At 61.5% G+C, this 25,735-nt stretch carries 22 protein-coding genes and 2 tRNA genes; 17 read left to right on the top strand and 7 right to left on the bottom strand.

Annotation, left to right across the window (positions count from 1 at the left end; genetic code table 11):
• Positions 1–19 precede the first annotated feature (19 nt).
• The 3 genes from dnaN to J2S71_RS03360 form a co-directional block, all read right to left on the bottom strand.
• A complete protein-coding gene (gene dnaN / locus J2S71_RS03370; RefSeq protein WP_021727374.1) occupies positions 20–1,123 on the bottom strand; it encodes a DNA polymerase III subunit beta in 1,104 nt (367 codons plus the stop codon).
• 247 nt (positions 1,124–1,370) lie between these two features.
• Positions 1,371–2,858, bottom strand: a complete 1,488-nt coding sequence (locus J2S71_RS03365; RefSeq protein ID WP_021727363.1) for a DnaA ATPase domain-containing protein — start codon at positions 2,856–2,858, stop codon at positions 1,371–1,373.
• Between the two features lie 136 nt (positions 2,859–2,994).
• Positions 2,995–3,810 (bottom strand): ATP-binding protein, encoded by an 816-nt coding sequence (locus J2S71_RS03360; protein ID WP_307388756.1) that lies wholly within the window; start codon positions 3,808–3,810, stop codon positions 2,995–2,997.
• A gap of 452 nt (positions 3,811–4,262) precedes the next feature.
• Here J2S71_RS03360 and rpmH point away from each other — a divergent pair, with 452 nt between their 5' ends.
• The 9 genes from rpmH (at position 4,263) to J2S71_RS03315 (ending at position 9,195) form a co-directional block, all read left to right on the top strand.
• Positions 4,263–4,397 carry a 50S ribosomal protein L34 gene (gene rpmH, locus J2S71_RS03355; protein ID WP_021727380.1) on the top strand — a complete coding sequence of 45 codons (135 nt, stop codon included), beginning with the start codon at positions 4,263–4,265 and terminating at the stop codon, positions 4,395–4,397.
• 4 nt (positions 4,398–4,401) lie between these two features.
• On the top strand, positions 4,402–4,731 hold the full coding sequence (gene rnpA, locus J2S71_RS03350) for a ribonuclease P protein component (RefSeq protein WP_040652580.1): 330 nt from the start codon (positions 4,402–4,404) through the stop codon (positions 4,729–4,731).
• Positions 4,728–4,955, top strand: coding sequence for a membrane protein insertion efficiency factor YidD (gene yidD / locus J2S71_RS03345; RefSeq protein ID WP_021727362.1), 228 nt, complete (start codon positions 4,728–4,730; stop codon positions 4,953–4,955). The genes rnpA and yidD overlap by 4 nt, the downstream gene beginning before the upstream one ends.
• Positions 4,956–4,988: 33 nt before the next feature.
• Positions 4,989–5,750: a YidC/Oxa1 family membrane protein insertase gene (locus J2S71_RS03340; RefSeq protein WP_307388753.1), complete on the top strand. Its 762-nt coding sequence runs from the start codon at positions 4,989–4,991 to the stop codon at positions 5,748–5,750.
• Positions 5,751–5,777: 27 nt separating this feature from the next.
• A complete protein-coding gene (locus J2S71_RS03335; RefSeq protein ID WP_051333022.1) occupies positions 5,778–6,365 on the top strand; it encodes a Jag family protein in 588 nt (195 codons plus the stop codon).
• Positions 6,366–6,463: 98 nt separating this feature from the next.
• On the top strand, positions 6,464–7,186 hold the full coding sequence (gene rsmG / locus J2S71_RS03330; protein WP_307388750.1) for a 16S rRNA (guanine(527)-N(7))-methyltransferase RsmG: 723 nt from the start codon (positions 6,464–6,466) through the stop codon (positions 7,184–7,186).
• 108 nt (positions 7,187–7,294) lie between these two features.
• Positions 7,295–8,095 (top strand): ParA family protein, encoded by an 801-nt coding sequence (locus J2S71_RS03325; protein ID WP_307388749.1) that lies wholly within the window; start codon positions 7,295–7,297, stop codon positions 8,093–8,095.
• Positions 8,088–8,963: a ParB/RepB/Spo0J family partition protein gene (locus tag J2S71_RS03320; protein WP_307388748.1), complete on the top strand. Its 876-nt coding sequence runs from the start codon at positions 8,088–8,090 to the stop codon at positions 8,961–8,963. The genes J2S71_RS03325 and J2S71_RS03320 overlap by 8 nt, the downstream gene beginning before the upstream one ends.
• Positions 8,953–9,195 carry a hypothetical protein gene (locus J2S71_RS03315; RefSeq protein ID WP_021727405.1) on the top strand — a complete coding sequence of 81 codons (243 nt, stop codon included), beginning with the start codon at positions 8,953–8,955 and terminating at the stop codon, positions 9,193–9,195. The genes J2S71_RS03320 and J2S71_RS03315 overlap by 11 nt, the downstream gene beginning before the upstream one ends.
• A gap of 87 nt (positions 9,196–9,282) precedes the next feature.
• Here J2S71_RS03315 and rlmN read toward each other — a convergent pair whose 3' ends face one another.
• Positions 9,283–10,344, bottom strand: a complete 1,062-nt coding sequence (rlmN, locus tag J2S71_RS03310) for a dual-specificity RNA methyltransferase RlmN (protein ID WP_307388747.1) — start codon at positions 10,342–10,344, stop codon at positions 9,283–9,285.
• Between the two features lie 110 nt (positions 10,345–10,454).
• On the opposite strand from rlmN, the gene J2S71_RS03305 reads away from it, so the two are divergent.
• Positions 10,455–11,429: a D-alanine--D-alanine ligase family protein gene (locus tag J2S71_RS03305; protein WP_021727393.1), complete on the top strand. Its 975-nt coding sequence runs from the start codon at positions 10,455–10,457 to the stop codon at positions 11,427–11,429.
• Between the two features lie 19 nt (positions 11,430–11,448).
• Complete coding sequence (locus J2S71_RS03300) at positions 11,449–14,373, top strand: helicase C-terminal domain-containing protein (RefSeq protein ID WP_307388746.1); 2,925 nt, start codon at positions 11,449–11,451, stop codon at positions 14,371–14,373.
• Positions 14,374–14,386: 13 nt separating this feature from the next.
• Here the strand turns inward: J2S71_RS03300 and J2S71_RS03295 are convergent, their stop codons facing one another.
• On the bottom strand, positions 14,387–15,325 hold the full coding sequence (locus J2S71_RS03295) for a helix-turn-helix transcriptional regulator (RefSeq protein WP_307388745.1): 939 nt from the start codon (positions 15,323–15,325) through the stop codon (positions 14,387–14,389).
• Positions 15,312–16,280, bottom strand: a complete 969-nt coding sequence (locus J2S71_RS03290) for a helix-turn-helix transcriptional regulator (RefSeq protein WP_307388744.1) — start codon at positions 16,278–16,280, stop codon at positions 15,312–15,314. The genes J2S71_RS03295 and J2S71_RS03290 overlap by 14 nt, the downstream gene beginning before the upstream one ends.
• Positions 16,281–16,466: 186 nt before the next feature.
• Between J2S71_RS03290 and J2S71_RS03285 the strand changes: the two genes are divergently transcribed.
• The 6 genes from J2S71_RS03285 to argH all read left to right on the top strand — a co-directional run bounded on the left by J2S71_RS03285 (position 16,467) and on the right by argH (position 24,525).
• A complete protein-coding gene (locus J2S71_RS03285; protein ID WP_307388743.1) occupies positions 16,467–19,454 on the top strand; it encodes a M28 family peptidase in 2,988 nt (995 codons plus the stop codon).
• 385 nt (positions 19,455–19,839) lie between these two features.
• Positions 19,840–19,914, top strand: a tRNA-Gly gene (locus J2S71_RS03280).
• Positions 19,915–19,964: 50 nt separating this feature from the next.
• Entirely contained in the window at positions 19,965–21,245 is a 1,281-nt protein-coding gene (locus J2S71_RS03275) for an aminopeptidase (protein WP_307388742.1), read from the top strand.
• A gap of 38 nt (positions 21,246–21,283) precedes the next feature.
• Positions 21,284–21,359, top strand: a tRNA-Lys gene (locus tag J2S71_RS03270).
• Between the two features lie 408 nt (positions 21,360–21,767).
• Positions 21,768–23,000 (top strand): argininosuccinate synthase, encoded by a 1,233-nt coding sequence (locus tag J2S71_RS03265; protein WP_307388740.1) that lies wholly within the window; start codon positions 21,768–21,770, stop codon positions 22,998–23,000.
• 133 nt (positions 23,001–23,133) lie between these two features.
• Positions 23,134–24,525 (top strand): argininosuccinate lyase, encoded by a 1,392-nt coding sequence (gene argH, locus J2S71_RS03260; protein ID WP_307388739.1) that lies wholly within the window; start codon positions 23,134–23,136, stop codon positions 24,523–24,525.
• A gap of 34 nt (positions 24,526–24,559) precedes the next feature.
• Here argH and J2S71_RS03255 read toward each other — a convergent pair whose 3' ends face one another.
• Entirely contained in the window at positions 24,560–25,705 is a 1,146-nt protein-coding gene (locus tag J2S71_RS03255) for a DNA cytosine methyltransferase (protein ID WP_307388738.1), read from the bottom strand.
• Between the last annotated feature and the right edge of the window lie 30 nt (positions 25,706–25,735).

The following is a 25,735-nucleotide window of genomic DNA, read 5'->3' as shown; positions in this document are numbered from 1 at the left end:
GAGGCAGCAAGACCCAAGGCTACATCCTCACGGGCATGAGCAGATACAGGTAGTTGATCCTCCCGTACGATTTGAAGATGCCTGGTTGCATGGTGCTCTGAAGCTCAAGCGTGATCTGCCTCTCATTGGATGCCGCATTGACGCAGTCAAAGACATAGTGGTAGTTGAGGGCGATGGCAACGCTCTCTCCGGTCACCTCCACGGGCAAAAGCTCGGTCGACTCACCCTGGTCGGGCGAGGAGGCCGAGAGCTTCATGACCTTACCATCGGCATCGATGTCAAAGCGGACGGATGGGTTTGCCAGCGCGATGACGGACACGCGCTTGAGCGCGGCGGAGAACCCCTCCACGTCAATGGTCACCGACGTGTTGCATGAGGAGGGAAGGAGCTGCTTGTAGTTGGGGAAGGTGCCCTCGATCCTGCGTGCCACATAGGTCGTGGTGCCAAACGAGAACACGACCTGGCTCTGTGTCGTCCCAATGAGGATGCGCCCCTCCAGGGAGGGCATCGTGAGCACCTCATGCAGGGTGGTGCCGGCCACGAGAGTGACGAACTCCTCCTCTGAGGTGCTCGTCTCGGTGTTGGAGTCACAGATGGCCAGGCGGTAGGAATCGGTAGCCACCAGACGGATGGTGTTGTCCACGACGGAGAGGAGCACGCCCCCCAGCACCGGTCGCGAGCTGTCCCTCGACGTGACCCGATAGACCTTATCGACCATCCTGGTAAGCAGATCGCTTGGCAGCTCGATGGAGCGCTCGAGCGAATACTGGGGAAACTCCGGGAAATCCGAGGACTCGAGGGTGTTGAGACGGAAGGTCGACTTCTCGCAGGTGATGGTCAGCAGGCTCCCCTCATCTCTGAACGTGACGGCCGCGTTGGAGAGCGTCTTGACGATGTTGGCGAGGATCTTGCCCGAAACGACCACCTCTCCCTCCTCCTCCACGTTTGCCGGTGTCTCGTGACGGATGGAGATGGTGAGGTCGGTCGCCTCGAGGGTGAGGGTACCCTGCCGTACCTTGAGGTAGATGCCAGAGAGGATGGGGAGCGTCGAGTTCGACGCCATGCCCTTGCCGACGATGGAGAGGGCCTGCTCGAGTGACGACTGACTGACGGAGAACTTCATGAGGTGCCTTCCATCGTGATCCCATATCTAATAGTAGCTATCTATATATAAGGATAGTAGTACTAATAAGGTCTGTCGAAATGTGAATAACCGAGGGGATGTGCTGGTCAGCGCTGCGTTATTCCCCTCTCGTCGTTCATCGTCCCCTCACCATAGCCAACACGGCCTCCCGTGTCGAAAACTCCTTCTACATCGAGAGGCCGGTTATGAACGCGTTTCGACACGGACTGCACCAACTTGTCTCCATTTAGCTCTTGGCGATGATGCTGTCCTTGATGCTCTCGAGGTGATCGAGGAAGATCCGGTCCTCCTTGCGCGTCGTCTCGACCCACTTGATGCTGTGCTTCACGGTGGCGTGGCTCCTTCCGCCAAAGCGCTTGCCGATGTCGGCGAGGGTGTTGTCCGTCAGCTCGCGCACGAGCCAGATGCATACGTGTCGCGGCTCGACAACCTCCTTGTTGCGCTTGGCGCCAACGAGGTCATCGTGGGACACATCATAGTAGCTCTCCACTGCCTTCTGGATCTGCTCGATGGAGATGGTGCGCTGGGCACTGGGCCATTTTGCGGCGGCGATTCTTATGATGTCATCCCTGCCAAGGTCCTGCCCCTTCTCGCCCAGGCGCGTGGCATTGATGATGCAGGTCTGCACGAACCCCTCCATGGTGCGGATGTTGGTTCCCGCGCGCTCGGCCATGAGCCGTCGCATCTCCTTGGAGATGGTTCCGGACATGCCCCCGATATGCTCGCACTCGGCATCCTGCCTCATGCGCTCATAGAAGGTGTTGATGAGGTTGAGTTTGAGCTCATAGTCGGGTACCTGGATGCTTACGGTCACCCCTGAGTCCATGCGGCTCGTCTCGCGCTCGTCGAACTTGCTCTCCCCCATCCCAAGCTGGAGGGGCGAACGGTCGGCGGCGAGGACGATCTGCTTGCCACGTGCCATGAGGGCGTTGAACGTCTCGAAGAAGAAGCGAATCGATCCCGCCGCGGTACTCATGTTTTGCACGTCATCGATGATGAGCACGTCCACGCTCTGGTAGTTGGTGGAGAGCGCGCTTCGGGCCGAGGTCTCCTTGTCGTTCCAGGCTATGCGGTAGTCCTCCACGAACTCCGCGGCGGTGCGGTAGGAGCAGGCCCTGCTCGAGTCGTTGAGGACGATGTAGTTTTGGATGGCCCTCAGGAGGTGCGTCTTGCCGAGGCCGCTCTTACCGAAGATGAAGAGGGGGTTGTACCCCTTGTTCTCACCGTTGGCCACCTGCTTTGCCGCCTCGAAGGCAAGCATGTTCTCCTCTCCGGCCACAAAGCGCTCGAACGTGAGCTTGCTCTCGCGTACGGCGGCGGGGTCATCGAGCAGCGTGGAGAGGTTGGGTGCCATGGGCGTCGCTGCGGCGGCGCCGGATGTGGCGGTGACAGCTGATGTCTGGAGGTGCTGTGCCTCGGCCTGGGTTATCTCGTTCGAGATGCTTGCCTTGGGCTCCCGTGCGCGCGCCGTCAGCTCCACGACAAGGTGGACGGGTTGGAACGCCGCCTCTTCGAGCAGGCGCTCGATCGTGTCGCTCTCGCGTTGGATGCGCATGCGCGCGAACCCGAGCCCCGTGGAGATGGTGAGGGTGTCACCACTGAAGTCCTCCACCTCGCAGCTCTTGAGCATCGCAATGGTCGCTGGCTGCATGTTCGTTGCCTCGATGAGGGTGAGGGCATCCGCCCAGAGCAGTTGTCCGTCTTCCTTGGCCATGTACTCCCTATCTGCCCGCCCCGTTGCGTGACGCCCGTCTCACACATGTTGAAAACTGGGGCACCAGTATATGATGAAAACTCGATCGAGGGTTGCGGCGTCCTGAGTTTGTGCCCTTGGCTTGTCGTGTGGCGGCCTAGGGGAGGTTGAGGATGGCCCGTCCCGAGGCGGTGAGGAAGCGCTTCTGCTGGCCCGCGCGCTTGGCGACGAGCCCCATCTCCTCCAGGCGCTGGAGCTCCCGCGACCAGGTTGGCTGTGATCCCGCATAGGTTCTCGCGAGGTCCGTGGGACCAACGCTCTCATGCGTGGTCAGCCAGCTGAGGATCGTGCGGCCGCGGGCGCTCAGCTCGATCGGTGCGGGAGCCGGGAAGAGGGGTCGTGGCTGTGCCTGCCGGGCAGTCGCCGCATCCTGTGCCCGTGGCTGCCAGGCGACCTGCTGTCCCGTGGTCGCAGCCTGCTGTGCGGTCCGGATGGGCGGCTGGCCAAGGGCCTGCGCCCTCCCACCTCCTGATACGGTTGGGGCCTTCGCGCAGATTGTCACCACTGCTCCGCCGGCTATGTTGTCCTCGATCGTGAGCGAGCCGCCCTTGTCCTGCATGTACTGATGGACATAGGGCAGGCCCGACCCCACGCCGCGGATGTACTGCCTCATCTCCTCTGTGGCGGAGGTCGTCCCATATTCGAGCGCCCGCTCCTTCTCTTGGATCCCTGGTCCCTGGTCGCTGAAGCGAATGGTGTTGCCATCCTCGAGGATGCTGATGGTCGGCTGTTGGAAGTATGAGTGAATGAAGTTCTCGACGACCTCGCGGATGACCATGAAGGGGATGCTGCCCCCCTGTTCCTTGGCAAGGCGCGAGACGGTTGCCGTTATCTCCTCGAGATAGTCGCGAACGCCCTTTGGCCCGATGATCACCACGCGTGGCGCGGTCGCGGCATCATCATACACAGCCACACGAGCTGGGTAGTCAACATGAAGCGAGGGAGGGTCGGGGGTGGCGGGAGAGGCCGGATGCTCCTCTACGAATGGATAGAAGTCTCTTGTCACGCCGAAGCATCCCCTCGCCACTCTTTCATCATTGATGAAAACATTCGTTCACGAATAGATATGGATGAATGTTTTCAACACTGGTGAAACATCGTTCATAACTCCATGCCGATTCGAGGAATGGGATGAATGATTCTACCATTACCCGGGTCGTCCGGGCGCAGCCATCCCCGTATTCATTCATGCCATCGGTGGGATGGTGAATGAGGATGGCACGCCCCTTGTGCTCGATGGCCGACGGTCACGGATGAATTGTGTGACCTAGCTGTCCTTTAGTTGACACATCCCACGGGGCGCCTCTACAATCTTGTGGCTTGTTGACACCATTTTTGATGACACCGTCCCAGGAGGGGTTACACATGAAGCGTACCTATCAGCCCAACAAGAGGAAGCGTGCCAAGACCCATGGCTTCCGTGCCCGCATGGCATCCAAGGCCGGCCGCGCCGTCCTCTCGCGTCGTCGCGCCAAGGGCCGCAAGCAGCTGACCGTCTAGTCTCATGACGGGGACCATCAAATCCAGAAGTGAATTTGAGAGGGTCTTCTCAAACGGACGGCGCATGAGCCATAGACTCGTGCGCATGACAGTGCGTTCAGGTGACAAAGGCGACTGGGGGAAGGTCGCCTTTGTTGCTCCAAAGAGACTGGGCACGGCGGTGTTCCGGAACAGGTGCAAGAGGGTGCTCCGCGAGGCCGCTCGACAGAGTGGCCTTCCCATGAAGGGAGCGGATGTCATTCTCTTTGCGACGCGCGACACGCATGACTGCACCCCACAGGAAGTTGCGTCCGCGCTTCGGTCTCTCGTCGAGAAGGCTGGTGTTCGCTCGTGAGCAGGGATGGTGTCGTCCAGGCGGCGCTCGTACGGGGTGTGAGACTCTATCAGGATACGATCTCTCCCCTGTTCAAATCCCATTGTATCTACGAGCCCACCTGCTCCGAGTATGCGCTCGAGGCGCTTGAGCGCCATGGTGTGCGTATGGGCTGCTGGCTCGCCCTCAAGCGGATCTTGCGCTGCCATCCGTTTCATCATGGCGGGTACGACCCCGTACCCTAATGATCAAAGGTCACCTACCTAACCGGAGGAACCATGTGGGATTGGTTTGTCAATCTGCTCACCAGCATCCTGGCTGGCCTCGCGGGCTTCACGAATGACTGGGGCCTTGCCGTCATCGTGCTCACCTTCATCATCCGTGTGCTTCTGACGCCGCTCATGACGCGCTCGACGGCGTCATCCGCTCGCATGCAGGCCTTCCAGCCAAAGATGAAGGAGATTCAGGACAAGTATGCCGATGACCCGGCGCGCATGAACGAGGAGATGCAGAAGTTCTATTCCGAGAACAAGTTCAATCCTCTTGGTGGGTGCCTGCCGGTCATCTTGCAGATGCCGATCTTCTTCGCGCTGTTCACGGTTGCCCGCAACGTTCCCACCGACGCCCACTTCCTGGGGATCATGCCCTCCATCTCAGTGTCGGTGTCCGACATGGTCGGTTCGGTCGGACTCGTGGGCGCCTGGGTGTACATCCTCTTTGATGTGGCCTTCGGCGTGCTGACGCTCATCCCCATGGTGATGAACCTCAAGAACACCCCCAACGAGCAGCGGAGCCAGTCGCTTCTCATGGGTATCGTCATTGCTGTCATGATGCTGTGGTTCGGCTGGGGCGTCCCTGCAGCCGTCCTGTTGTACTATGACACGTCTGCCGTGTGGCAGGTCATCCAGCAGAAGGTCGTCACCCAGCGTGTGATGGACAAGGTCAAGGCAGAGACCGAGGCCAAGCTCGAAGCGCAGGGCGCGCAAGTTGAGGTCGTGCGCAAGGAGCATAAGCCTCGCCCAAAGAAGAAGTCCAAGTAAACGGAGGCTCATATGAATAACGAACATATGTTCGATTCTGAGACTGAGTCTTATGATGTGGATGTCCAAGATGATGTCACTTCCTCATCCGATGACTCCTTCGCCGAGATCAAGTCACGGTACGAAGGAGATCAGGGTCTGACGGACGTGGACGTCGATGCCATTGCCGACCTTGCCGTGAGCTACCTGCGGTCGCTGCTCTCCTACTTTGGTGAGGAGAACGTCTCCGTCGATGAGTATGACGGAGACGATGGCGAGCTCATCCTGGACATCAGCGGTGGAGATCTTGCCGTACTCATAGGGCGGCATGGGCGGACGCTTGATGCCTTGCAGATGATCGTGAGTTCCTACCTGAGCAATCGCCTTCACTTCCACTACCCCATCATAGTCGACATCGAAGGATACAAGACAAGACGCAAGGACAAGCTGGTATCCTTGGCCAAGACCGCCGCCAATCGCGCCTGCAAGCTGCAACAAGACGTGTGCATGGCTCCCATGAACGCCTATGAGCGCCGTATCGTTCACCTTGCTCTCGTTGACGATGGGAACGTCTCCACGCACTCTGAGGGCAAAGAACCGCAGCGCCGTGTGATTGTGACATATATGCGCAGCTAGTCCAATCAGATCAACTGCTGGTACTCTGAGGAGAGACGCTGTCTCTCCTCCTTTTTTGTCAAGAATGGTTGAGTCATAAATTTCTGTCTGAGGTGACGATGAATAGTCTCGAGGAACTTCTGCGTATGTCCGTCTCATATGATGTCCCGTTGTCACTCGATCAAGCGGAGCTCGTGCTCCGACACCTAAACCTTGTGATTGAGAAGAACAGGGTTCTCAACCTCACGCGGATCGATTCGATCAGTGAGGGGATCGTAAAGCACATCCTTGACTCCCTGCTCTTCATGAAGGGTATTCCTCAGACCATATCCAGCAACGACCATGCCCAGTTCGTCGATGTGGGAACCGGAGCTGGCTTTCCGGGAATACCCTTGGTCGTCATGGGTGCCTGGCGGGGGCTTCTCATAGATTCCGTTGGAAAGAAGTCTAGGGCAGTACGTGAATTCGTAGAGGAGCTGGGACTCAGACATAGGGTGAGCGTCGAGACTGTTCGCGCTGAAGACCTTGCGCGCAGTAATCCTCTGTGTTTTGATGTGGTCACCGCACGGGCCGTCGCAGAGATCTCAGTCCTCCTCGAGTATGCCTCACCACTTCTGAAACGCGATGGACTGCTCGTCTGCTCGAAGGCACACGTTCCTGACACAGAGCTTCGTCATGCCAAGCAAGTTGCCCCACTCTGTGGCTTTCATCATGTTTCACGTGAAACCTTCGAACTACCTCTGGACATGGGGCATCGAGAGATTCTGAGCTATAGGAAGACTGGTGCAGCAACGGTAAGGCTTCCACGACAGGCTGGCATGGCAAAGCATATGCCCTTATAGGAACGGTCACATACCTTCCTCCTGTCGTCTCATGAGGTACATCTCCTGTATGATGGGAGCAGCTTGATCGAATGCATAGGTAGATCATTCTAATTCGAGGAGGCATCTGTGGACTACAAGGAAATAAAACGGGGTTATCCAGATCGTCCGGCCCATGTCATTTCAATCATCAATCAAAAGGGAGGTGTCGGTAAGTCAACGACGGCCGTGAACCTCTCGGCATATCTGGGTGAGAATAGGAAGAAGGTTCTCGTTCTCGACTTTGATCCACAGGGCAATACGACAAGCGGTTACGGAATAGACAAAGAGGGACTTGATGCGGATGTCTATGATGCCCTCCTCCATGACTATGAAATCGAGAATCTCATCATTCCGACATGCCAAAACTATGTGTATATGATTCCTGCGACGATCCAGCTCGCTGGCGCAGAGATCGAGCTTGTAAGTAAGGTTTCACGTGAAACAATCCTCAAAGGAATACTGGATCCTATCCGAGACGACTTTGATTACGTCTTCATAGACTGTCCGCCATCCCTCGGCCTTTTGACGGTGGACGCCCTTGTGGCATCCGATTCACTCCTGATTCCGATACAGTGTGAGTTCTATGCGCTGGAAGGTGTGACGAAGCTTCTGGAGTCCATGAAGATGGTCCGTGGCAACCTCAATCCGGACCTCGATGTGTTTGGCGTTCTGATGACGATGTATGACGGCAGAACGACACTCTCAAAGCAAGTCGTGGAGGAGGTACGAAACTACTTTGGGAACAGGGTGTTTAAGACCGTCATTCCACGAAGCGTCAAGCTTTCAGAGACGCCATCACACGGCGTCCCCATCAACCTCTACTCACGTATCAACAAGGGTGCCGTTGCATACTCCAAGCTCGCAAAGGAAGTGATGCGCCGTGGCTAGAAAAGGGGGACTCGGCAAGGGGTTAGAGTCACTCATGGGAGGGGCGGACGCCGAGATAGCGGCCGTTGCCCCTGACACGTCCATCGCATTGGACAAGATCAAACCCAACAAGAACCAGCCGCGCAAGAACTTTGATGAGGAAAAGCTCCATGAGCTTTCTGACTCCATCCAACAGAATGGTGTCATTCAGCCCATTCTGCTTCGCAAGTCTGGAACGGGCTATGAGATCGTTGCGGGCGAGCGCCGTTATCAAGCGGCAAAGTTGGCTGGATTGAAGGAAATACCAGCCGTAGTGCGCGATATCTCCGACAGTGAAGTGTTCCAGATCGCACTTATCGAAAACCTGCAGCGCACCGATTTGAATCCCATCGAGGAGGCTCAGGGGTATGAGAAGCTCATCAGGGACAATGGATTTACACAAGAGCAGCTTGGTCATGTGCTCTCCAAGTCACGATCGGCCATAGCCAACACACTGAGACTGCTTGACCTGCCTCAGACCGTGCAGGATATGATGGCGGAGGGAGTCCTTACTGCCGGTCATGCACGTGCGATCCTTGCCGTGGCAGGTGACGAGCAGAGAGAGAAACTTGCCCAGAGGGTTCTCCACGATGGGCTGACCGTCCGACAGACAGAACGTCTTGCCCCACTATTTTCTGGCACGAAGACGCCTAAATCCGTACGTGAACCTACTCCCGGCTCATTCAGACGTGCTGCACGGCAGCTTCGTCTCGCGCTTGATACGAATGTTCGGGTAAAGCACGTGCGCAACAAGAACAAGATTGAAATCGAATTCTCCGACGAGGATCAACTGGCGGAGCTGGTTGCCAGACTCCTTAAGGCGAGGATGGAGGATCCCGATGAGGAGTAAAGGGAGACTTATCCTCACAGGCGTGCTTGTGGGGACGGCAGTGGCAGCCTATCGACTCCTGCTTACCGACGATGCCCGTGAGAACCTGAGGAGTGCGGTCATGACGGTTGTGGATGGCTATGGGAGGGTGTCCGACGCACTGGGCATACGCCGCTCGTATGCAGATGAGGACGAGGTGCTCGCCCGTAACCGCGAGGAACTCAGGCAGGAATGGGAGAGTGTAGGATTCTAGTTGCCAGCGCATGCGACCCTAAGGGTGGCGGTGACGAACACTTGTTCGTCACCGCCACCCTCCCCTCTCTCTGGACGCAATGGGCGACTACCTCAACATGCGACCAGCGTTCTGCCTGAGCTGTCCGCAGGCCGCATCTATGTCAGAGCCACGCGAGGCCCGGATGGTGGCTTCGACACCGACGCTCACAAGGCGGCGCACGAACTCTTGCGCCTTCGCATCCGAGGACGGTCGGAACTTCGAGCCCCTGACGTCATTGAGCCTGATGAGGTTGACGTGTGCGAGATTGCCGCGGCAGAAGTCGCACAGCGCGCCAATCTCATCCTCCGTGTCGTTGACACCCTTGATGAGCGCATACTCGTAGGTTGGTCGCCGCCCCGTCTTGTCGACGTATTCGCCCATGATGTCATAGAGGTGCATGAGGGAGTACTTCTTGACGCCTGGCATGAGCAGGTCGCGTGTGCGCTGCACGGCGGAGTGAAGCGAGACGGCGAGGGTGAACTGCTCTGGCTCGTTGGCAAAGCGCCTGATCATGGGGATGATGCCGCACGTGGAAACCGTCAGGTGGCGCGCGCCAATGCCTGTGCCATCGGGGGAATTGAGCCTTCTGAGCGCCGCGAGCGTTGCATCGTAGTTGGTGAAGGGCTCGCCCTGTCCCATGAGCACCACGCTCGTCACACGGCGGCCAAAGTCGTCGCGTACATGCATGACCTGCTCGTAGATCTCCCCAGCTGTGAGGGAGCGGGTGAGGCCGGCAGTCCCCGTCGCACAGAAGGCGCACCCCATGCCACAGCCAGCCTGACTGGAGGCACAGACGGCAAGCTTGCCCGCCGATGGCATGCCCACGCACTCCACGGTGGTGCCATCCTCAAGGCGTAGCAGGTACTTATGGCTACCGTCCTGCGAGACCTGACGCGCGACCTCGGTGACGGAGTCAAGGGTGACACGGCGTGCCAGCTCGGCCCTCAGTCCCTTGGGAAGATTGGTCATGTCATCCAGCGACGAGGCGTTCTTGTTCCACACCCAGTCCTCGATCTGCCTGGCCCGAAAGCCTGGTTGTCCAAGTTTTGCGAGGAGCTCCACGAGCTGGCCATGGGTCAGGGCATGGAGGTCCGTACGCTCGCGGGAGGCTCTGTTGGCGTCTTGCATGTCCGTCAGTTCTTGCTCGCTGTTCACCGGTGAGGTGGAGTATCCTCAAAGTCGACGAGTGCTCGTCGATGAGAGTCTAGCGTACCTCACCTGAGCAATAAGGAGCCACCATGGCAAAGCCCGAGCTAACGCAGAACAAGGTCGCCATCCTTGCCGGCGGCTGGTCCGATGAGGCCCCCATCTCGATGGAATCGGGCAGAAATGTCGAGAGGGCCCTGCATGAGGTCGGTTTTACCCAGGTGGAGGTTCTGAACGTGGCGGATGACGGCTTTGTCACCACGCTTGCCAACGGCGGCTACGACGTGGCGTTCGTCGCCATGCACGGCCACTATGGGGAGGATGGCTGCATCCAGGGCCTTCTCGAGATACTGCACCTTCCCTACACGTTCTCGGGCGTGCTTGCCTCGGCCGTGGCGACCGACAAGTCCGTTGCCAAGACGGTGTGCTCCGCGGCAGGCATCACGCTTCCTCGGGGCATGACGGTCGCGCATGACGCCGTGCTTACCCCGAAGGACGTCAGCACCCTTGAGGACACGCTCGGCTACCCCATGTTCGTCAAGCCTGCCTCCAACGGCTCCAGCTTTGGCGTGAGTCGCGTGACGGCCGCCCGCCAGCTCCAGGATGCCGTGGATAGGGCAGGGGCCGGGGGGGATGACGTGCTCATCGAGGAATGCATCGAGGGCATCGAGATCACGGTGCCCGTTGTGGGGACCGCCAAGCCCTATGCCCTGCCCATCGTGGAGATCGTCTTCGATGCGGACTTCTACGACGTCACGGTCAAGTACGAGGCGGGCGCACTGCATCATGTGATTCCCGCGCGCCTGCCCGAGGACGTCTATCGTCGTGCCGAGGAGATGGGCATCGCCGCCCACAAGGCGCTCGGTTGCCGGGGCGTCTCACGGACGGACCTCATCGTCAAGGACGACGGAACGCCGGTCATGCTCGAGACGAACATGGTTCCTGGCATGACGGAGCGGAGCCTCCTGCCGGACGCGGCGGCCCGCGCGGGCATCGGCTTCCCCGAGCTCTGCAAGCGGTTCGTCCAGGACGCGCTGGACGAGTGCGACGCACGGACGCCACGATAGGCATGGGGCGAAGCACGGCATGCAGCTAGAGGACCTTCTCCTTCCCGACATTCCCGCGAGCACGAGGAATGCCTATCTCGGCCTTTCCGCGCGTGCGGAGGTGGTGGACTTTGGACCCTTGGAGGACGGTGTCATCGTGCTCGACACCGAGACCACGGGACTCTCGTTCAGGGACTGCGAGCTTATCGAGATCGCCGCCGCACGGCTGGAGGGGCGCGCCGTGGTGGGGCGCTATCACACCTTCGTGAACCCGGGGCAGCCCATACCCCCGGAGATTGCGCGCCTCACGAACATCCGTGACGTGGACGTGGCCGATGCTCCCACACCGCGCGAGGCGGTCGCTGGCCTGTCCGACTTTGTGGGCGGCATGCCTGTGATCGCGCACAACGCCACGTTCGACCGCACGTTCATCCAGAAGGCCGCCGGTGGCTCCTCCGTGAGCGACCTGTGGATTGATTCCCTGGCGCTCTCGCGCATTGCGCTGCCCTGCCTGAGGACGCATCGACTTTCCGACATGGCCACGGCATTTGGTTGTGACGGTGTCACACACCGTGCCATGGATGACGTGGACGCCCTCTGTGGCATGTGGCGCATCATCCTGCTTGGTCTCTCTGACCTGCCCTCGGGGCTTCTGTCCCTTCTGGCGGGCATGCATCCTGAGGTCGACTGGCCCTATCGTCCCGTGTTCTCTCACATCGCGAACATGAGTTCCACCGAGCCCTTCTCCCTCCGTGACATGCGCCTCAGGCTTGGGATGGAGGCATCGGGAGGCCGTGGGCCCAAGCGCGACGCCGCCGACGCCGCCTCGCCGCCCACGGCTCCGGCCCCGGAGGAGGTAGAAACGGCATTCAAGCCTGGCGGCGTGGTCTCCTCCCTGTATGAACGCTACGAGCAGCGCCCCGACCAGCTCCACATGGCACAGGAGGTCGCCAGGGCCCTGGGAACCTCCACCCATCGTGCGATCGAGGCGGGGACGGGGGTTGGCAAGTCCATGGCCTACCTCCTTCCCGAGGCGTTGCTTGCCAAGCGCAACAACGTGACCGTGGGCGTCGCGACGAAGACGAACGCCCTGGCGGACCAGCTTGTCACCCAAGAGCTGCCCGCACTTGACCGCGCCCTGCCGGGAGGCGTGAGCTTTGCAGGCCTCAAGGGCTACGAGCACTATCTCTGCCTGCACCGGCTGGAGCTCGCGACTGCCCTGGACCTTCCCACGCAGGCCGCCTGCGATGGCGGGCGTTCGATGAGGACCGTGCGATCCGACATGCTCACGGCGTTGGCGGTGAGCTATGCCTATGCCTGCCAGATGGTCCATGGGGATCTCGATGCCCTGGGGATCCGCTGGCGCAACGTGCCGCGCTCCATGCTCACGGTGAGGGCCACCGAGTGCCTGCGCGCCATGTGCCCCTTCTTTCCCAAGGAGTGCTTCGTGCATGCGGCGCGGCGGCGCGCCGCGGCATGCGATGTCGTCGTGACGAACCATGCCCTGCTCCTGTGCAACGTGGACATGGAGGGCAAGATCCTGCCACCCATACGCCATTGGGTGGTGGACGAGGCCCACGGCTTCGAGCAGGAGGCCCGCCGCCAGTGGGCGCGTGAGGTTTCGGGGGAGGCGGTTCGCAGGGGCTTCGAGACGCTGGGGACCACGAGGGCCGGCATCATCCACACGCTTATGGGGGAGGCATCATCGTTGGAGGGCTCCGCTCTCCTTCTACGACTTCTGACGAAGACCTCCTCCTGCGCGGCGCGCGCGTCCGTCTCCATGGGCGAATTCTTCCTCCACCTACATGATCTTTCCGGTCTCGTCACGGGTGGGGGCTATGAGACGCTCACCCTGTGGGTCGATGGCGCGGTTCGCAAGAGTGGTGAGTGGCGGGTCCTGTACGAGGCGTTCAAGGCCGCCGAACAGCGGCTCTGTGAGCTCGCGAAGGACATTGGCGAGGCGCAGGAGGCCATTGGGGGCAGCTCGGCCAAGCTTGCGACCGACCTCGGCGAGGCAGGACGCTTCTCGACGGAGCTGCTGGATACCATGCGTCTCATCATGGAGGGTACGGACGAGAGCTACGTGTACTCTGCCGAGCTGAGCCGTGCGAGGCGCGCCGTGGGCGTCGAGCGTCTGGTTGCGGAGAAGCTTGACATCGGTGCCGACCTTGCCGAACGCTGGCTGCCTGAGATGGAAAGCGTGGTCTTCACCTCTGCGACCATGGCGGTGGGGGAGAGCTTCGCCCACTTCGACCATGCCGTGGGACTCGACCGGCTTCCTGCGAGCGAGCATGGGGACGTGCGCCTAGGGTCGAGCTTTGACTTCGGGAACCACATGTCGGTGGTGATCGCGCGTGACATGCCGCAGCCCAACGACGCGCACTACCTGGAGCGCCTCGAGGGACTGCTCTTTGACGTACACGTTGCGATGGGCGGCTCCACCCTCACGCTCTTCACCAATCGTAGGGACATGGAGTGCCTGTACGGCGCGCTTCAGGCGCGCCTTGCGCGGGAGGGCATCGACCTGCTGTGCCAGAACCGAGGCGCATCCCCACGCCGCCTGCGGGAGCAGTTCATGGCTCACACGTCGACCTCGCTCTTTGCCCTGCGCTCGTTCTGGGAGGGGTTTGATGCCGGGGGAGACACGCTGCGTTGCGTCGTCATTCCCAAGCTGCCGTTTGCCAGTCCCCAGGATCCGCTGGTGAGGGAGCGCGAGCTGCGCGAGGATCGCTCATGGTGGCGCCATTCGCTGCCCGAGGCCGTCATCTCCGTCAAGCAGGCGTCAGGCCGCCTCATACGAAGCGCCACCGACACAGGCGTCCTCGTGCTGGCGGACTCCCGTCTGGTGAGCAAGCGCTATGGCAGGCAGTTCACAAGCTCGCTTCCCAATCCCGATGCAATGCAGGTGGAGTGTGACAACGTGGGCCGCCTCATCAGGCTGTGGCGCTCCTCGCGCGAACGTTGACAACGCTGATGGCCTAGCGGCCCATAGCCTGCCTCCGCGTCGCGGCATAGGCCCGTACCCGCCGAGCAAGCTGCTGGTCATCGATGGTCACGGTGTCGCCGCAGGCGGCAAGGTGCCTCACGAGCCAATCGCCCCCAAAGTAGGGTATGGTTGCCGTCACGACGCCCGAGGCTTCCTCTACGGCACGAATCTCGAGCCGAGGCCAATCGAGCTCCCGCAGTGGTGCGCCGGGGGCAAAATGCAGCGTGACCGTCATCGATGTGGTGACGTCGTCGCCTTCGGGGGCCGATCTGTAGATGTGCCTCCCTACCTGTGCCTCGCTCATGCGGTCGAGGCGGAACATGCGTGTCCCGGCACGGTCGATGTCATAGGCGTCAAGGTACCAAAGGCCGTCCTGCGGGCGAAGCTCCTCGGGCCACACGTGTCGAAGCTCAGGCTCCCCTTGGGGCTTGTGGTAGGCAAACGAGAGCTCGCGCATCTCGGCGATTGCCTCGGCACAGATGGCAAGGGTGCTGGATGAGGCGAGCTCCCTACCGAGCAGCGCAAGGAGCTCGTGCGTGGACGTCTGCGAGGGCCTCCTTGCCCGCTCAAGACGGGCAAGGAGGCCCTCCTCCCCAACGCCCATCGTCCTCAGCGCGGCGATGATCGCCTGTGTCTCCAGGGGGGTCAGCGTGAGCGCATATCCCCGTACGCCACCACCAAAGGCCATGTCCAAGGAGTCGGCCCTTCCCTCCTGGTCATCCACCAGCAGGGGAAGCCCGATCCCGTCCGAATCCCTCAGGGCAAGAAGACTCTCGAGCAGCTCCCGGGCATGCTCGCGCGTGCAGCCCAGGCGCCTCACGATGCCCTCCGCATCGATGACGCTCCCCTTCCCATCGAGTGCCGAGAGAAGGGCGAGCAGTTCGGCGGTGACGTCCGTCCCCCTTCTCCTGCCCCGTCTATGGGCGCACACGGGACGCCTCCTCGAGCACATGGTCATACGCGGTCACAAGCCCCTGTGGCGCCGTGGGCACGAGACCGGTGGCGATGGCCCACCGCGCCGCACACTGGATGTCTGCCACGTTCGTCTGCCACCTGCCGTCCGAAAGGAACGTCCCTTTGGACGAGAGTCGCGCGGCGAGGCTGGGATCGGGGGCCTCGGGAAGTCGGAACGTTGCCTCCGCACAGGTGGCACCCAGCTGGAAGGGCAGCAGGCACCAGTCCCGTGCGTCAAAGTCCATGGGAATGTCGTATGCCGCCGGACTTCCGATTCCCTGTACCTGCGTGAAGCGGTCGAGGCGATAGGTACGGGGTCTGTGGTTGGGCCGCTGCCGTGTGCGGGCCACGAAATAGGCATGGTCGCGCAGGGTGAAGCTTCCCAACAGCTCGAGGTCGCGCGTAGTGGTCATCCCCCCGGCGTCCGTGTAGACCGCACGCACCGTCTGACGTCTCGAGAGGCAGGAGACCAGCGTCCGTGCCGTCTCGTTGTGTACGCGAACGGCGGGATATGCCACGGCATCCTCGGCAAAGTAGCGATCGATCTTGCGCAGCGCACTCCCAAGCTCGGTCGCATAGGGAAACTCTTCATCGCTTGCGAGAGAACGGCACACCACGTCCACGACGAGCGCGTCCCGTTCGGAGAGGGCGACCCCCTCCACCAGGCTTTGGCTGCGGTCGACCTGCCAAAGGGACACGCCGTTCGCATTCCTGCCCACCTCGCACACAACGAAGCCCATCGTCTCAAGCCTCTGGCGGTCTCGCTCAAAGGCCCTCTGAAAGCTCTTCGACCGCGTGTCCGGATAGTAGGCTTCGTGCAGCATTGTGGAGGAGAGGGGAGTCCTGCTGTTGGAGAACCCCAGCACGAGACCTGCGAGCCGTTGGGCCGTGAGGTACGTCTTGGAGGTGCCTGCGTCACCAGATGCTGTCATATGCGCCCCCAAGCTCTTCCAATGGCGTGCGAGGTCACTATCGCGCCCGACCATGCCTCGCGCGGGGTCTCGCGTCCGCTTAGGACGTAAGGATAGTGGCCGCGCGGCAAAGTTGTTGCGATAGACGTATAATTCACGGTCAGACCGCTCTACCAACCTGCAGTCTAGGGCAAAGGAACAAAGAGCATGGCATCGACGCGCAACTATCTCAACTACCTCAATGACCAGGTTGACATCGCACCTGCCAACAGCCAGGAGGAGCTTGACGCCGCCCACCTGGTGAAGGAGCTGATGGACGAGCACGGACTTGACACCACGCTTCAGGAATTTGACATGCCCGTGGCGGGGGACCTTGCGCACAGCATCGTCTATCTCCTGCTGTTCGTGGGCATCGTCCTCGGTGGCGTGCTGGGCTCGGCCGCGGGCGCCATCGGCAGGGTCATCGTGCTCGTGGGCATCGTCCTGCTTGCCCTGCGCTTTGGTGGCTATGACATCCTAGCCAATCTGGGACCCAAGGCACGCAGCCAGAACGTCATCGGTGTGCATCGCGCCTCGGGACCCCTGGTGGTCAAGGGCAACCGACCGATCGTGATCGTCGCCCACTACGACACACCCAACGAGGGCCTGCTGTGGCGGCGGACGCTCGTCCGCTATCTGCCCGCGCTCAAGCGCTCTGCCTTCTGGTGCGTGTTCATGGTTGCGACGTGCTGTCTCTTCCAGGTGATGGGCTTCCTTCCCGCACCGGCGCGCCACGTGTTCTGGATCATTGGCATCGTGGCGTCCCTGCCGCTTCTGGCCATTGGCGTCAATGACGTGTACGAGCGCTTTGCGCCCTGTACGGAGGGTGCCAACGACAACAAGGCCGCCGTTGCTGCCATGCTCGGGGTCCTGGACAAGATTCGCCCCGGCACCGACGAGACACAACGATGGGCGCAGGCACATCCCCATGCGGCCATTGCCTCACCCACTGTGCGGGATGATACGGGGGGCGAGGAGGGCCAAGCTTCCTCGACCGAGGATGGGAACGCCGCCCCACCTGAAGCAGGCACCGAGACGGAGGGGGATGCGACTCACGTCTACTCGCCCGGCACCATCCAGATTGATGCCGACTGGGTGGATGGGCGCAAGGTGTCGCACGAGGGCGCGGAAGGCCTACCCACCATGTTTGGAAAGGTGCGCGAGGGTGCGACGGGCATGCTTAGGCGCATTCGCGAGGCAACGACCCATGAGGGGATCGATGACGAGGCTCCCGACGCGTCCAAGCCGGATGACGCGACGAAGGGCGAGGGGGCGCCTGCCATCCTGACGCCTCTTGAGGAGATCGAGCCTGCGGTCGCGGAGACCATGGACGAGACAGCACCAGCGCCCGAGGAGGCCGCTGCGCCCGAGGAGATGCCCGGGCCCGAAGACGAGCAGGCCGAGCCCGAGGTGCCCGAGCACGAAGAGCCCACGGAATCCGAAGAGCCCACGTCCTCCGAGGCTCCCATGGTGAGCGCGTCCGAGCCCATCGGCACCGCCGAGCCAGAGCCACCGGCAGAGGGTGGGCCCACGCAGGTCTCAGCGCCATCCATCCCCCCCATCCATAAGCTTGACCTCACCGCGTCCCAGTCGGTGCGACGTGGTGCGGCGTTCATCGAGCGCCTCAACATCCTTCCCAAGGATTGCGAGATCGTCTACGACCTGCCGCCCGTTCCTGACCTTGATCTTTCGACATTGCCGGAGATCCCCGAAATTCCTGACTTCTCCGTAAAGGACTTCCTTGAGCCCGAGCCGGAGCAGGAGGAGCCGCAGCCGGAAGAGGGCGTGGGGGTCGAGGAGCCGGCGCACCATACCGGCTATGCACCATCCTTCCTGGACAACGGGTACACGCGCCGCGCCGCCGAGGAGCGTGCGGGCGAAGGACGCCCCTATGTGCCTGAGGTGCAGGAGGGATATGGGGACGATGGCCTGTCCGGGGAGCCACATGCACACGCCCAGGCCCGCCGGGAGAGAACCCATGAGCTTCTCGAGAGCGTCCCTGTTCCCGAATATGAGGCGCTTGAGGACGAGGGGGAGCATGCGCCGAGCATAGGCCAGCGGATCCGCGCGTTCTTCGCGGGGCTCGATCGGCGTCAGCCCCAGGACGACGAACCTCTTGATGACGCTGACATCGCCGTGCCCGAGCTGCTGGAGGATGATGGGGCACCCGACGACGCCACCGAGCGGGAGGGTGCGGGCTCGTCCGAGGACGCACCCTCCGGAGGGGGCTCCGTCTCGGACACTGCCGCGATGGACGCTCCGCACGAGGACCTTGGCACCATCGGCGACCTTGATACCAGTGGTCTTCATGTTCAGGACGACGAACCGTCCGGTCCCGCCGAGCGCACATCGCGCCCCGAGGGCGTCGAGGACCCCAACTGGGGCAAGGCCGAGTATGCGCCCCAGGTCTCCTCGACCGCCCGTCGTGCCGTGCTCTTTGACCTCCCCGATCCCGCCCAGGCCCCAAGCGATCCGCTTGCGGCGTCCGAGGGAGCCGAGGGGGAGGATCTTGACTCTACGGAGCCGACCCCGCGAGCTCGAGAGAGGAAGCTGAGGAACGACACGCGCCCCAGTCACGACGCCGATCATCCCAGCCACTGGAAGGGTGGTGCGACGACCCGTTCCGACCTTCGTGTGGTCGAGCGGAACGCCGCCGACGAGCCCGATCAGGAACGCGAGCGCGAGGCCGTGCTTGGCATGGGTGATGACGAGCTGATCGCACATGACGTGTGGTTTGTGGCAACGGGTGCCTCCGAGCTCAACCATGCCGGCATGAGGGAGTTCCTGGCCGAGTACCGCAAGCAGGCGCGCGGTGCCTTCATCGTCAACCTGGAATGCATCGGTGCCGGCGACCTGACGCTGCTCACCTCCGAAGGCGCGTCGGTGCCTCGTCGTGCCGACCGTCGCATGGTGCGCCTGCTGAGCACCATTGCGTCCGACCTGCACATAAGCCTGGCCAAGAGGCGTCATGACTGGGCTGAGACGGACGCGTACAGCGCCCTCCAGTCGTCCATGCGCGCGATGACCGTCATGGGCATGAGCGAGGCCGGCACCCCTGCCAACGCTCATTCCGCCGACGATACCGCCGCCAACGTCGATGCGGCGCAGGTGGTGGACGTCACCGAGCTGGTGGCCGAACTGATCCGTCGCTCATAGGGATGTGGGGAGGGGGCCATGCGCAGAGGCCGAGCGCGCGTCTGCCGGCATGGCCTATCCCACTGGGGCATGAACCGTGCGGGATGTCCCCGCCCATGAGGCGCGTGGTGGGAGGCACGTTGGCCTGCGGCCTGCGATCCCACACCTCGTTGGGCGTGGGGCCCCTCTCGTCTCTCATGGCGTGCTCCCTTCCGAGCTGGGGAGAGCATAGCGGCCCGATCTTGCGCAGCCCTTGCCTGGGCCTGCACGAGTCTGCGGGATGGGGCGTCGTCTCGTCGTCCGTGCGCACCGACGCAGGCAGGGGAGGCGAAGTTTCCCACACGGTTCGAAGGCGCCCAAACGTGGGCAACGCGGTCCCGATGCCTGTGATAGAATCCTCACACACGCGGGCATCGCCAAGTGGTAAGGCAATGGCTTCCCAAGCCATCATTCGCGGGTTCGAGTCCCGTTGCCCGCTCCATAGCTCACATCATGGGTCCCTCTGGGACCCATGCTTTTTGAGGGGGGCCTATGAGCGACATGACTCCGGACGAGTGCCTTCATGCCCTGGAGGGCCTGCAACCGGAAATTGAAGGGTATGCCGAGCTGCTGGTGCGCAAGGGGGCGGCCGTACGACCCGGGCAGGAGCTTGTCGTCTTTGCCCCGGTGGAAGGTGCGGACTTCGCGCGCATCGTCGTCGCGGCGGCCTACGGGGCCGGTGTGGGACATGTGACGGTCATCTGGGACGATGATGCCCTCAAGCGGCTTGAGTACGAGAACGTGGACATCGAGTACTTCAGGAGCACGCCAGGCTGGAGGCGCGAACAGCTCAACTCGCTCGCCGAGTCGGGTGCGTCCTTTCTCTTTCTGGAGGGGAGCGACCCATCGGCCCTCGATGGGATAGACCCTGCCAAGCCAGCCGCCGCCATGCTCGCTCGCAACCGTGACTGCCGATCGTTTCGTGAGGGCATGGACTTCGGACATAACGCCTGGTGCATTGCAGGCGTACCCGTGGTCGCCTGGGCGCGCAAGGTCTTCGAGGGACAACCCGACGAGGAGGCCGTCTACCACCTCTGGATGGCCATCCTCAACGTCGCACGCGCAGATGGCGAGGACCCCCAGAGCGCCTGGGAGACGCACAACGCCACGTTCGAGAAGACGAAGCGCTTCCTCAACGCCCAGTGCTTCGACCGCCTGCGGTACGTCGCCTCGAACGGGACCAGCCTGACGGTTGGGCTCCCCCAGGCGCACGTCTGGGAGGGCGGCGCTGCCCGCACGCAGGACGGAACGGTGTTCTTTCCCAACATCCCCACCGAGGAGGTGTTCACATCACCCGATCGCATGCGGGCCGACGGCATCGTGCACTCCGCGCTGCCCCTCGTCCACGACGGCACCATCGTGGACGACTTCTGGCTGAGGTTCGAGCACGGCAGCGTCGTGGAATGTGAGGCACGGCGTGGCAAGGACGTCCTGGAGCACATCCTCACGACTGACGAGAACGCCACCCGCCTGGGCGAGTGCGCCCTCATCTCAAAGAACACGCCCATCCGCCGCAACGGCAGACTGTTCTTTGACACGCTCTACGACGAGAACGCCAGCTGCCATCTGGCCTTGGGCATGGGCTTTCCCGAGTGTGTGGAGGGCGGCTTTGACATGAGCCCGGACGAGCTGCTCGTGCACGGCGTCAATCAGTCGCATATGCACGTCGACTTCATGATCGGTACCGATGACATGGACATCACGGGCTACACCGAAGGCGGTGAGGCGGTTCCCGTCTTCGTCAACGGTCAGTGGGCCTGGGAGACGGACTAGCGCGGCCGCGAGCGCCCGCGTGGTAGAATCAGCGCCACGGGTCGTTAGCTCAGCTGGCAGAGCAGGGGACTTTTAATCCCAAGGTCGAGGGTTCGAGGCCCTCACGACCCACCAGAAGCGCACGGGGCCGGGGAGGCGTCTTTCCCCGGCCCCGTCATCGCCGTTTGTTTCCATATGGCTAAGGGATCGCGTTCGTGCCCGTGGGCATCCATGGGTTGCCTACAGTACTCCGCAGAAGCCGCCGCGCGCAGCGCACGAGACAGAGGGAGGAAGCCATGACCATCGAGTGGGCCACACGCTCCCTCCGACGCCATGATCGACGAGTCTCGCTGCGACGCCCGTGCGTGTAGCTTCGGTTCCCATGAGCTCGGCTCATGACGTGTCTTTGAACTGAACGGCACCCGGCTCGCCGGGTGCTTTTTATTGCCGGCGCCCGCAGCGACCAGAGGGGCACCACCAACCAGCCAATACGTCTCGATGTCCGCAGGTGGCGGATGCGAGCGGAGAATAGGGAGAAGCATCATGTCAGAAAGCACCAGGGAGAAGGTCGTCCTCGCATATTCCGGCGGTCTGGACACGTCTGTCATCGTGAAGTGGCTGCAGGTCGAGAAGGGCATGGACGTCATTGCCATCTGCGGCAACGTTGGTCAGGACGAGAAGGACCTCACCTGGATCAAGCAGAAGGCCCTCGACATGGGTGCTATTGCCTCCGAGGCCGTGGACATGCGCGAGGAGTACGCCGAGGCCATCATCTCCAAGGCCATCTGGGCAAACGGCAAGTACGAGGGCATCTACCCACTGCTCTCCGCACTTTCTCGCCCCATCATCTCGAAGCACCTCGTGGACATCGCGCACCAGTATGGCGCCAAGCACGTTGCCCATGGCTGCACCGGTAAGGGCAACGACCAGGTGCGTTTCGATGCCTCCATCCACGCCCTCGACCCCACGCTGAACATCATCGCGCCCGTGCGCGAGTGGGATCTCACCACGCGCGACTCCGAGATGGCATGGGCCGAAGCCCACGGCGTGCCCGTGCCCACCACCCACAAGAAGCCCTACTCCATCGATGACAACCTGTGGGGTCGCGCAATCGAGTGTGGCGTGCTCGAGGATACCTGGAACGAGCCGCCTTCGGACATCTGGACGATGACCAAGAACCCCGAGGATTGCCCCGCCGACCCCGAGACCGTCATCATCGGCTTTGAGGGCGGCCTGCCCGTCTCGATTGATGGCGAGAGGATGCCGCTTCTCGACTGCATCATCAAGGCCAACGAGATTGCCGGGCGCAACGGCTTCGGCCGCATCGACATGATCGAGGATCGTGTTGTGGGCATCAAGAGCCGGGAGTGCTACGAGTGTCCCGCCGCGCTCCTTCTCATCCAGGCCCATCAGTCGCTCGAGACCCTGTGCCTCGACGCCGAGACCCTGAAGCAGAAGGCCAAGCTCGACGTGGAGTGGGCATCCACCGTGTATCGCGGCCTCTGGTTCTCGCAGAATCGTGAGGCCATCGACGCGTACAACGCCTACACGCAGAAGTACGTCACCGGCGAGGTTCGCATCAAGCTCTGCAAGGGTGGCCTCTTCGTGGATGGCCTGCACAGCGACTACAGCCTCTACGACTACAACCTGGCCACCTATGACGAGGGTGACAGCTTCGACCACTCAGCCTCCAAGGGCTTCATCACCATCCACGGCCTGCAGTCCAAGACCTGGTCTCGCATCCAGGGTCCCGGCTCGGGCCTGCAGGGGGCATAGGGGTCTCTCGGCCGGATTGCCCATGACGCATGGCGTATGGGTGACGGCTGCGGTCCCGCTTCTCTCAGGGGAGCGGGGCCGTTGTGTACACTGGGATGCGGCGACGGATGCTCTGGCACATGAAGGAGGGCTCATGGCACTGTGGGGCGGCAGGTTCGAGCAGGGCGTGGACGAGTTCACGCAGGAGTTTGGCGCCTCGCTCGAGGCCGACAAGGTCATGATGCAGCAGGACATCCGCGCCTCTCGTGCCCACGCGAAGATGCTGGCCGCGCAGGGCATCATCTCGCCCGAGGATCAGGCGGCCATCGATGCGGGCCTTGCGGACATAGCAGATCAGATGGCTGCCGGCGGCTTTGCCTACGACGTGAACGACGAGGACATCCACATGGCCGTGGAGTCCAAGCTCACGGCAGCCATCGGCACGCCCGGCGCGCGCCTGCACACGGGACGCTCGCGCAACGACCAGGTTGCCACGGACCTGCGCCTGTATGCGAAGGACCTCTGTCGAGAGCTGCTCGAGGGCAACCTGGGACTGCGGCGGGTGCTGCTGGGCGTCGCCAAGGACAACCTGGACGTGGTCATGCCGGGCTACACGCACCTGCAGCATGCGCAACCCGTGCTGTTCTCCCACCACATGCTGGCGTACTTCTGGATGTTCACACGGGACTTCACGCGGCTTTTCGCCGCCCTGCGCGCGGCCGATGCCAACCCCCTGGGCTCGGCGGCGCTTGCCGGCACCACCTACCCGCTCGACCGACAGCTCACCACGGAGCTCCTCGGGTTCGATCACGCCATCCCCAACTCCATGGACGCGGTGAGCGACCGTGACTACCTGCTCGACCTCGAGTACGCCTGCGGCGTGTCCATGATGCACCTCTCGCGCCTCTGCGAGGAGATCGTGCTGTGGAGCAGCACGGAGTTTGGCTTCGTCACGCTCTCGGACGCCTACTCCACCGGCTCGAGCATCATGCCACAGAAGAAGAACCCCGACTTTGCCGAGCTCGCGCGCGGCAAGACGGGACGCGTGTACGGCGACCTCATGGCGCTTCTGACCACGATGAAGGGCCTGCCGCTTGCCTACAACAAGGACCTGCAGGAATGCAAGGAGGGCCCCACAGATGCGGCTCGGACCCTGCACGACTGCATGGCGATCGTGGCGGGCATGCTCAAGACCATGACCGTGCATGCCAACGCGATGCTCGCCCAGGCGGGCCGTGGCTTCACCGCGGCCACCGACGTGGCCGACTACCTGACAAAGAGGGGCATGCCCTTCCGTGAGGCGCATGAGGTGGTGGGCAAGCTCGTGCTGTACTGTGAGAAGCATCACAAGGATCTGGAGGATCTCACGGCCGATGAGTTCCGCGCGGCGAGCCCCCTCTTCGATGACGACATCACTCATGACCTCGATCCTGCAGGCATCGCCAACGCGCGCGACACCTACGGCGGCACCGGCCACGATGCGGTGGTCGAACAGCTGGACGAGGCCTCGTCGGTGCTCGAGCGCGACGGTCAGCCGATGGGGTAAATTCCGAGCGTTAGATGTGACTTCAAGATTTTGACTACGGCATCTTCCAAGTGATATTGCTCGTACGTTTGTATCGTGAGTAAGGAAAATCGCGATAGGGGATTGAAGTGTCAATTCCAATCATATCGTTTAAAATTGTCTGACCAACCGCTTTCCCTAGAGCAATCGGTACTGCATTTCCAAGTTGGCGATACACGTCAGTTAATCCACCGCGAACAATCCAGTTTTTTGGAAATTCCTGTACCGCTCGGTACTCCTCGATAGAAAGAGGACGATTCTCGGTAGGGTGACACAAGTCGGTTGCAGGCATGGTGGGGCTCGTTACTAGAGTGGGACATGGCTTGTCCCACCATATGCGACGATAGAAGCCAGTTTTTCCCCCAGAGAGTCGGTACGCTTTACCCATTGCTAAAGCCTGTGCGTTTTTTGGCAAATCTTTCCAATATTGACCTTCAGAGAGCATCTTAAAATAACGCAACCTCTTGTCGGGAAACTGAGTAAAGTGCTGTTCACCATCGATGGAAGATGCGGCCTCACGAAATGTCCTCCATTGGGGGAGAGACCATATCGGATCAGATGAGTTTGTAGGTGTTAGCCAAGGCGCAATAGTTCCATCACGTTTTCCGACGACGATGATCCTTTCACGCATTTGAGGGGAACCAAAATTTGCAGAATTATACAGATTAAAGCTCACGCCATAACCCATTGACTTAAGCCGATTGAGGATAAGTCGAAGCGCGCCTCCATGTACAGGGTTGCCGCCGGGCTTAAGTGGATAAGCTGTTGAGAGTAAGCCTCGCACGTTCTCAATTACGAGATATCGGGGCTGAATCTCCTCTGCAAGTTCGAGAAAGCGCAGAAATACGTTTCCTCTTGCATCATCGAACGCTCTTCGAGCACCTGCCGTCGAAAAAGACTGACAAGGTGGCCCTCCTACCATAACATCAACTTCTCTTCCGCTTGGTATTCGAGCATAGGTACGAACCTGTTCAACACCAAGGCTGTTCACGTCCCCCAGCAGAGCCGCCTCGGGGGAATTGGTATCAATTGTCATACGGCATTTCGTGTCATTCTCAGCATGTAGCAGGATTGGTACCCCCGCCTCTTCAAGGCCGATATCTAGCCCCAATGCTCCCGAGAAGAAGGAAATAGCAGTTATCTCAGGTAAGTCGTCAACCATTCGAGGATGATCATGGGGAGCTCTTGAGAG

It is taken from the genome of Olsenella profusa DSM 13989 (assembly GCF_030811115.1).
Lineage (GTDB): Bacteria > Actinomycetota > Coriobacteriia > Coriobacteriales > Atopobiaceae > Olsenella_F > Olsenella_F profusa.
The sequence above is the reverse complement of the archived record's forward strand: the minus strand, read 5'-3'. Positions and strand labels throughout refer to the sequence as shown.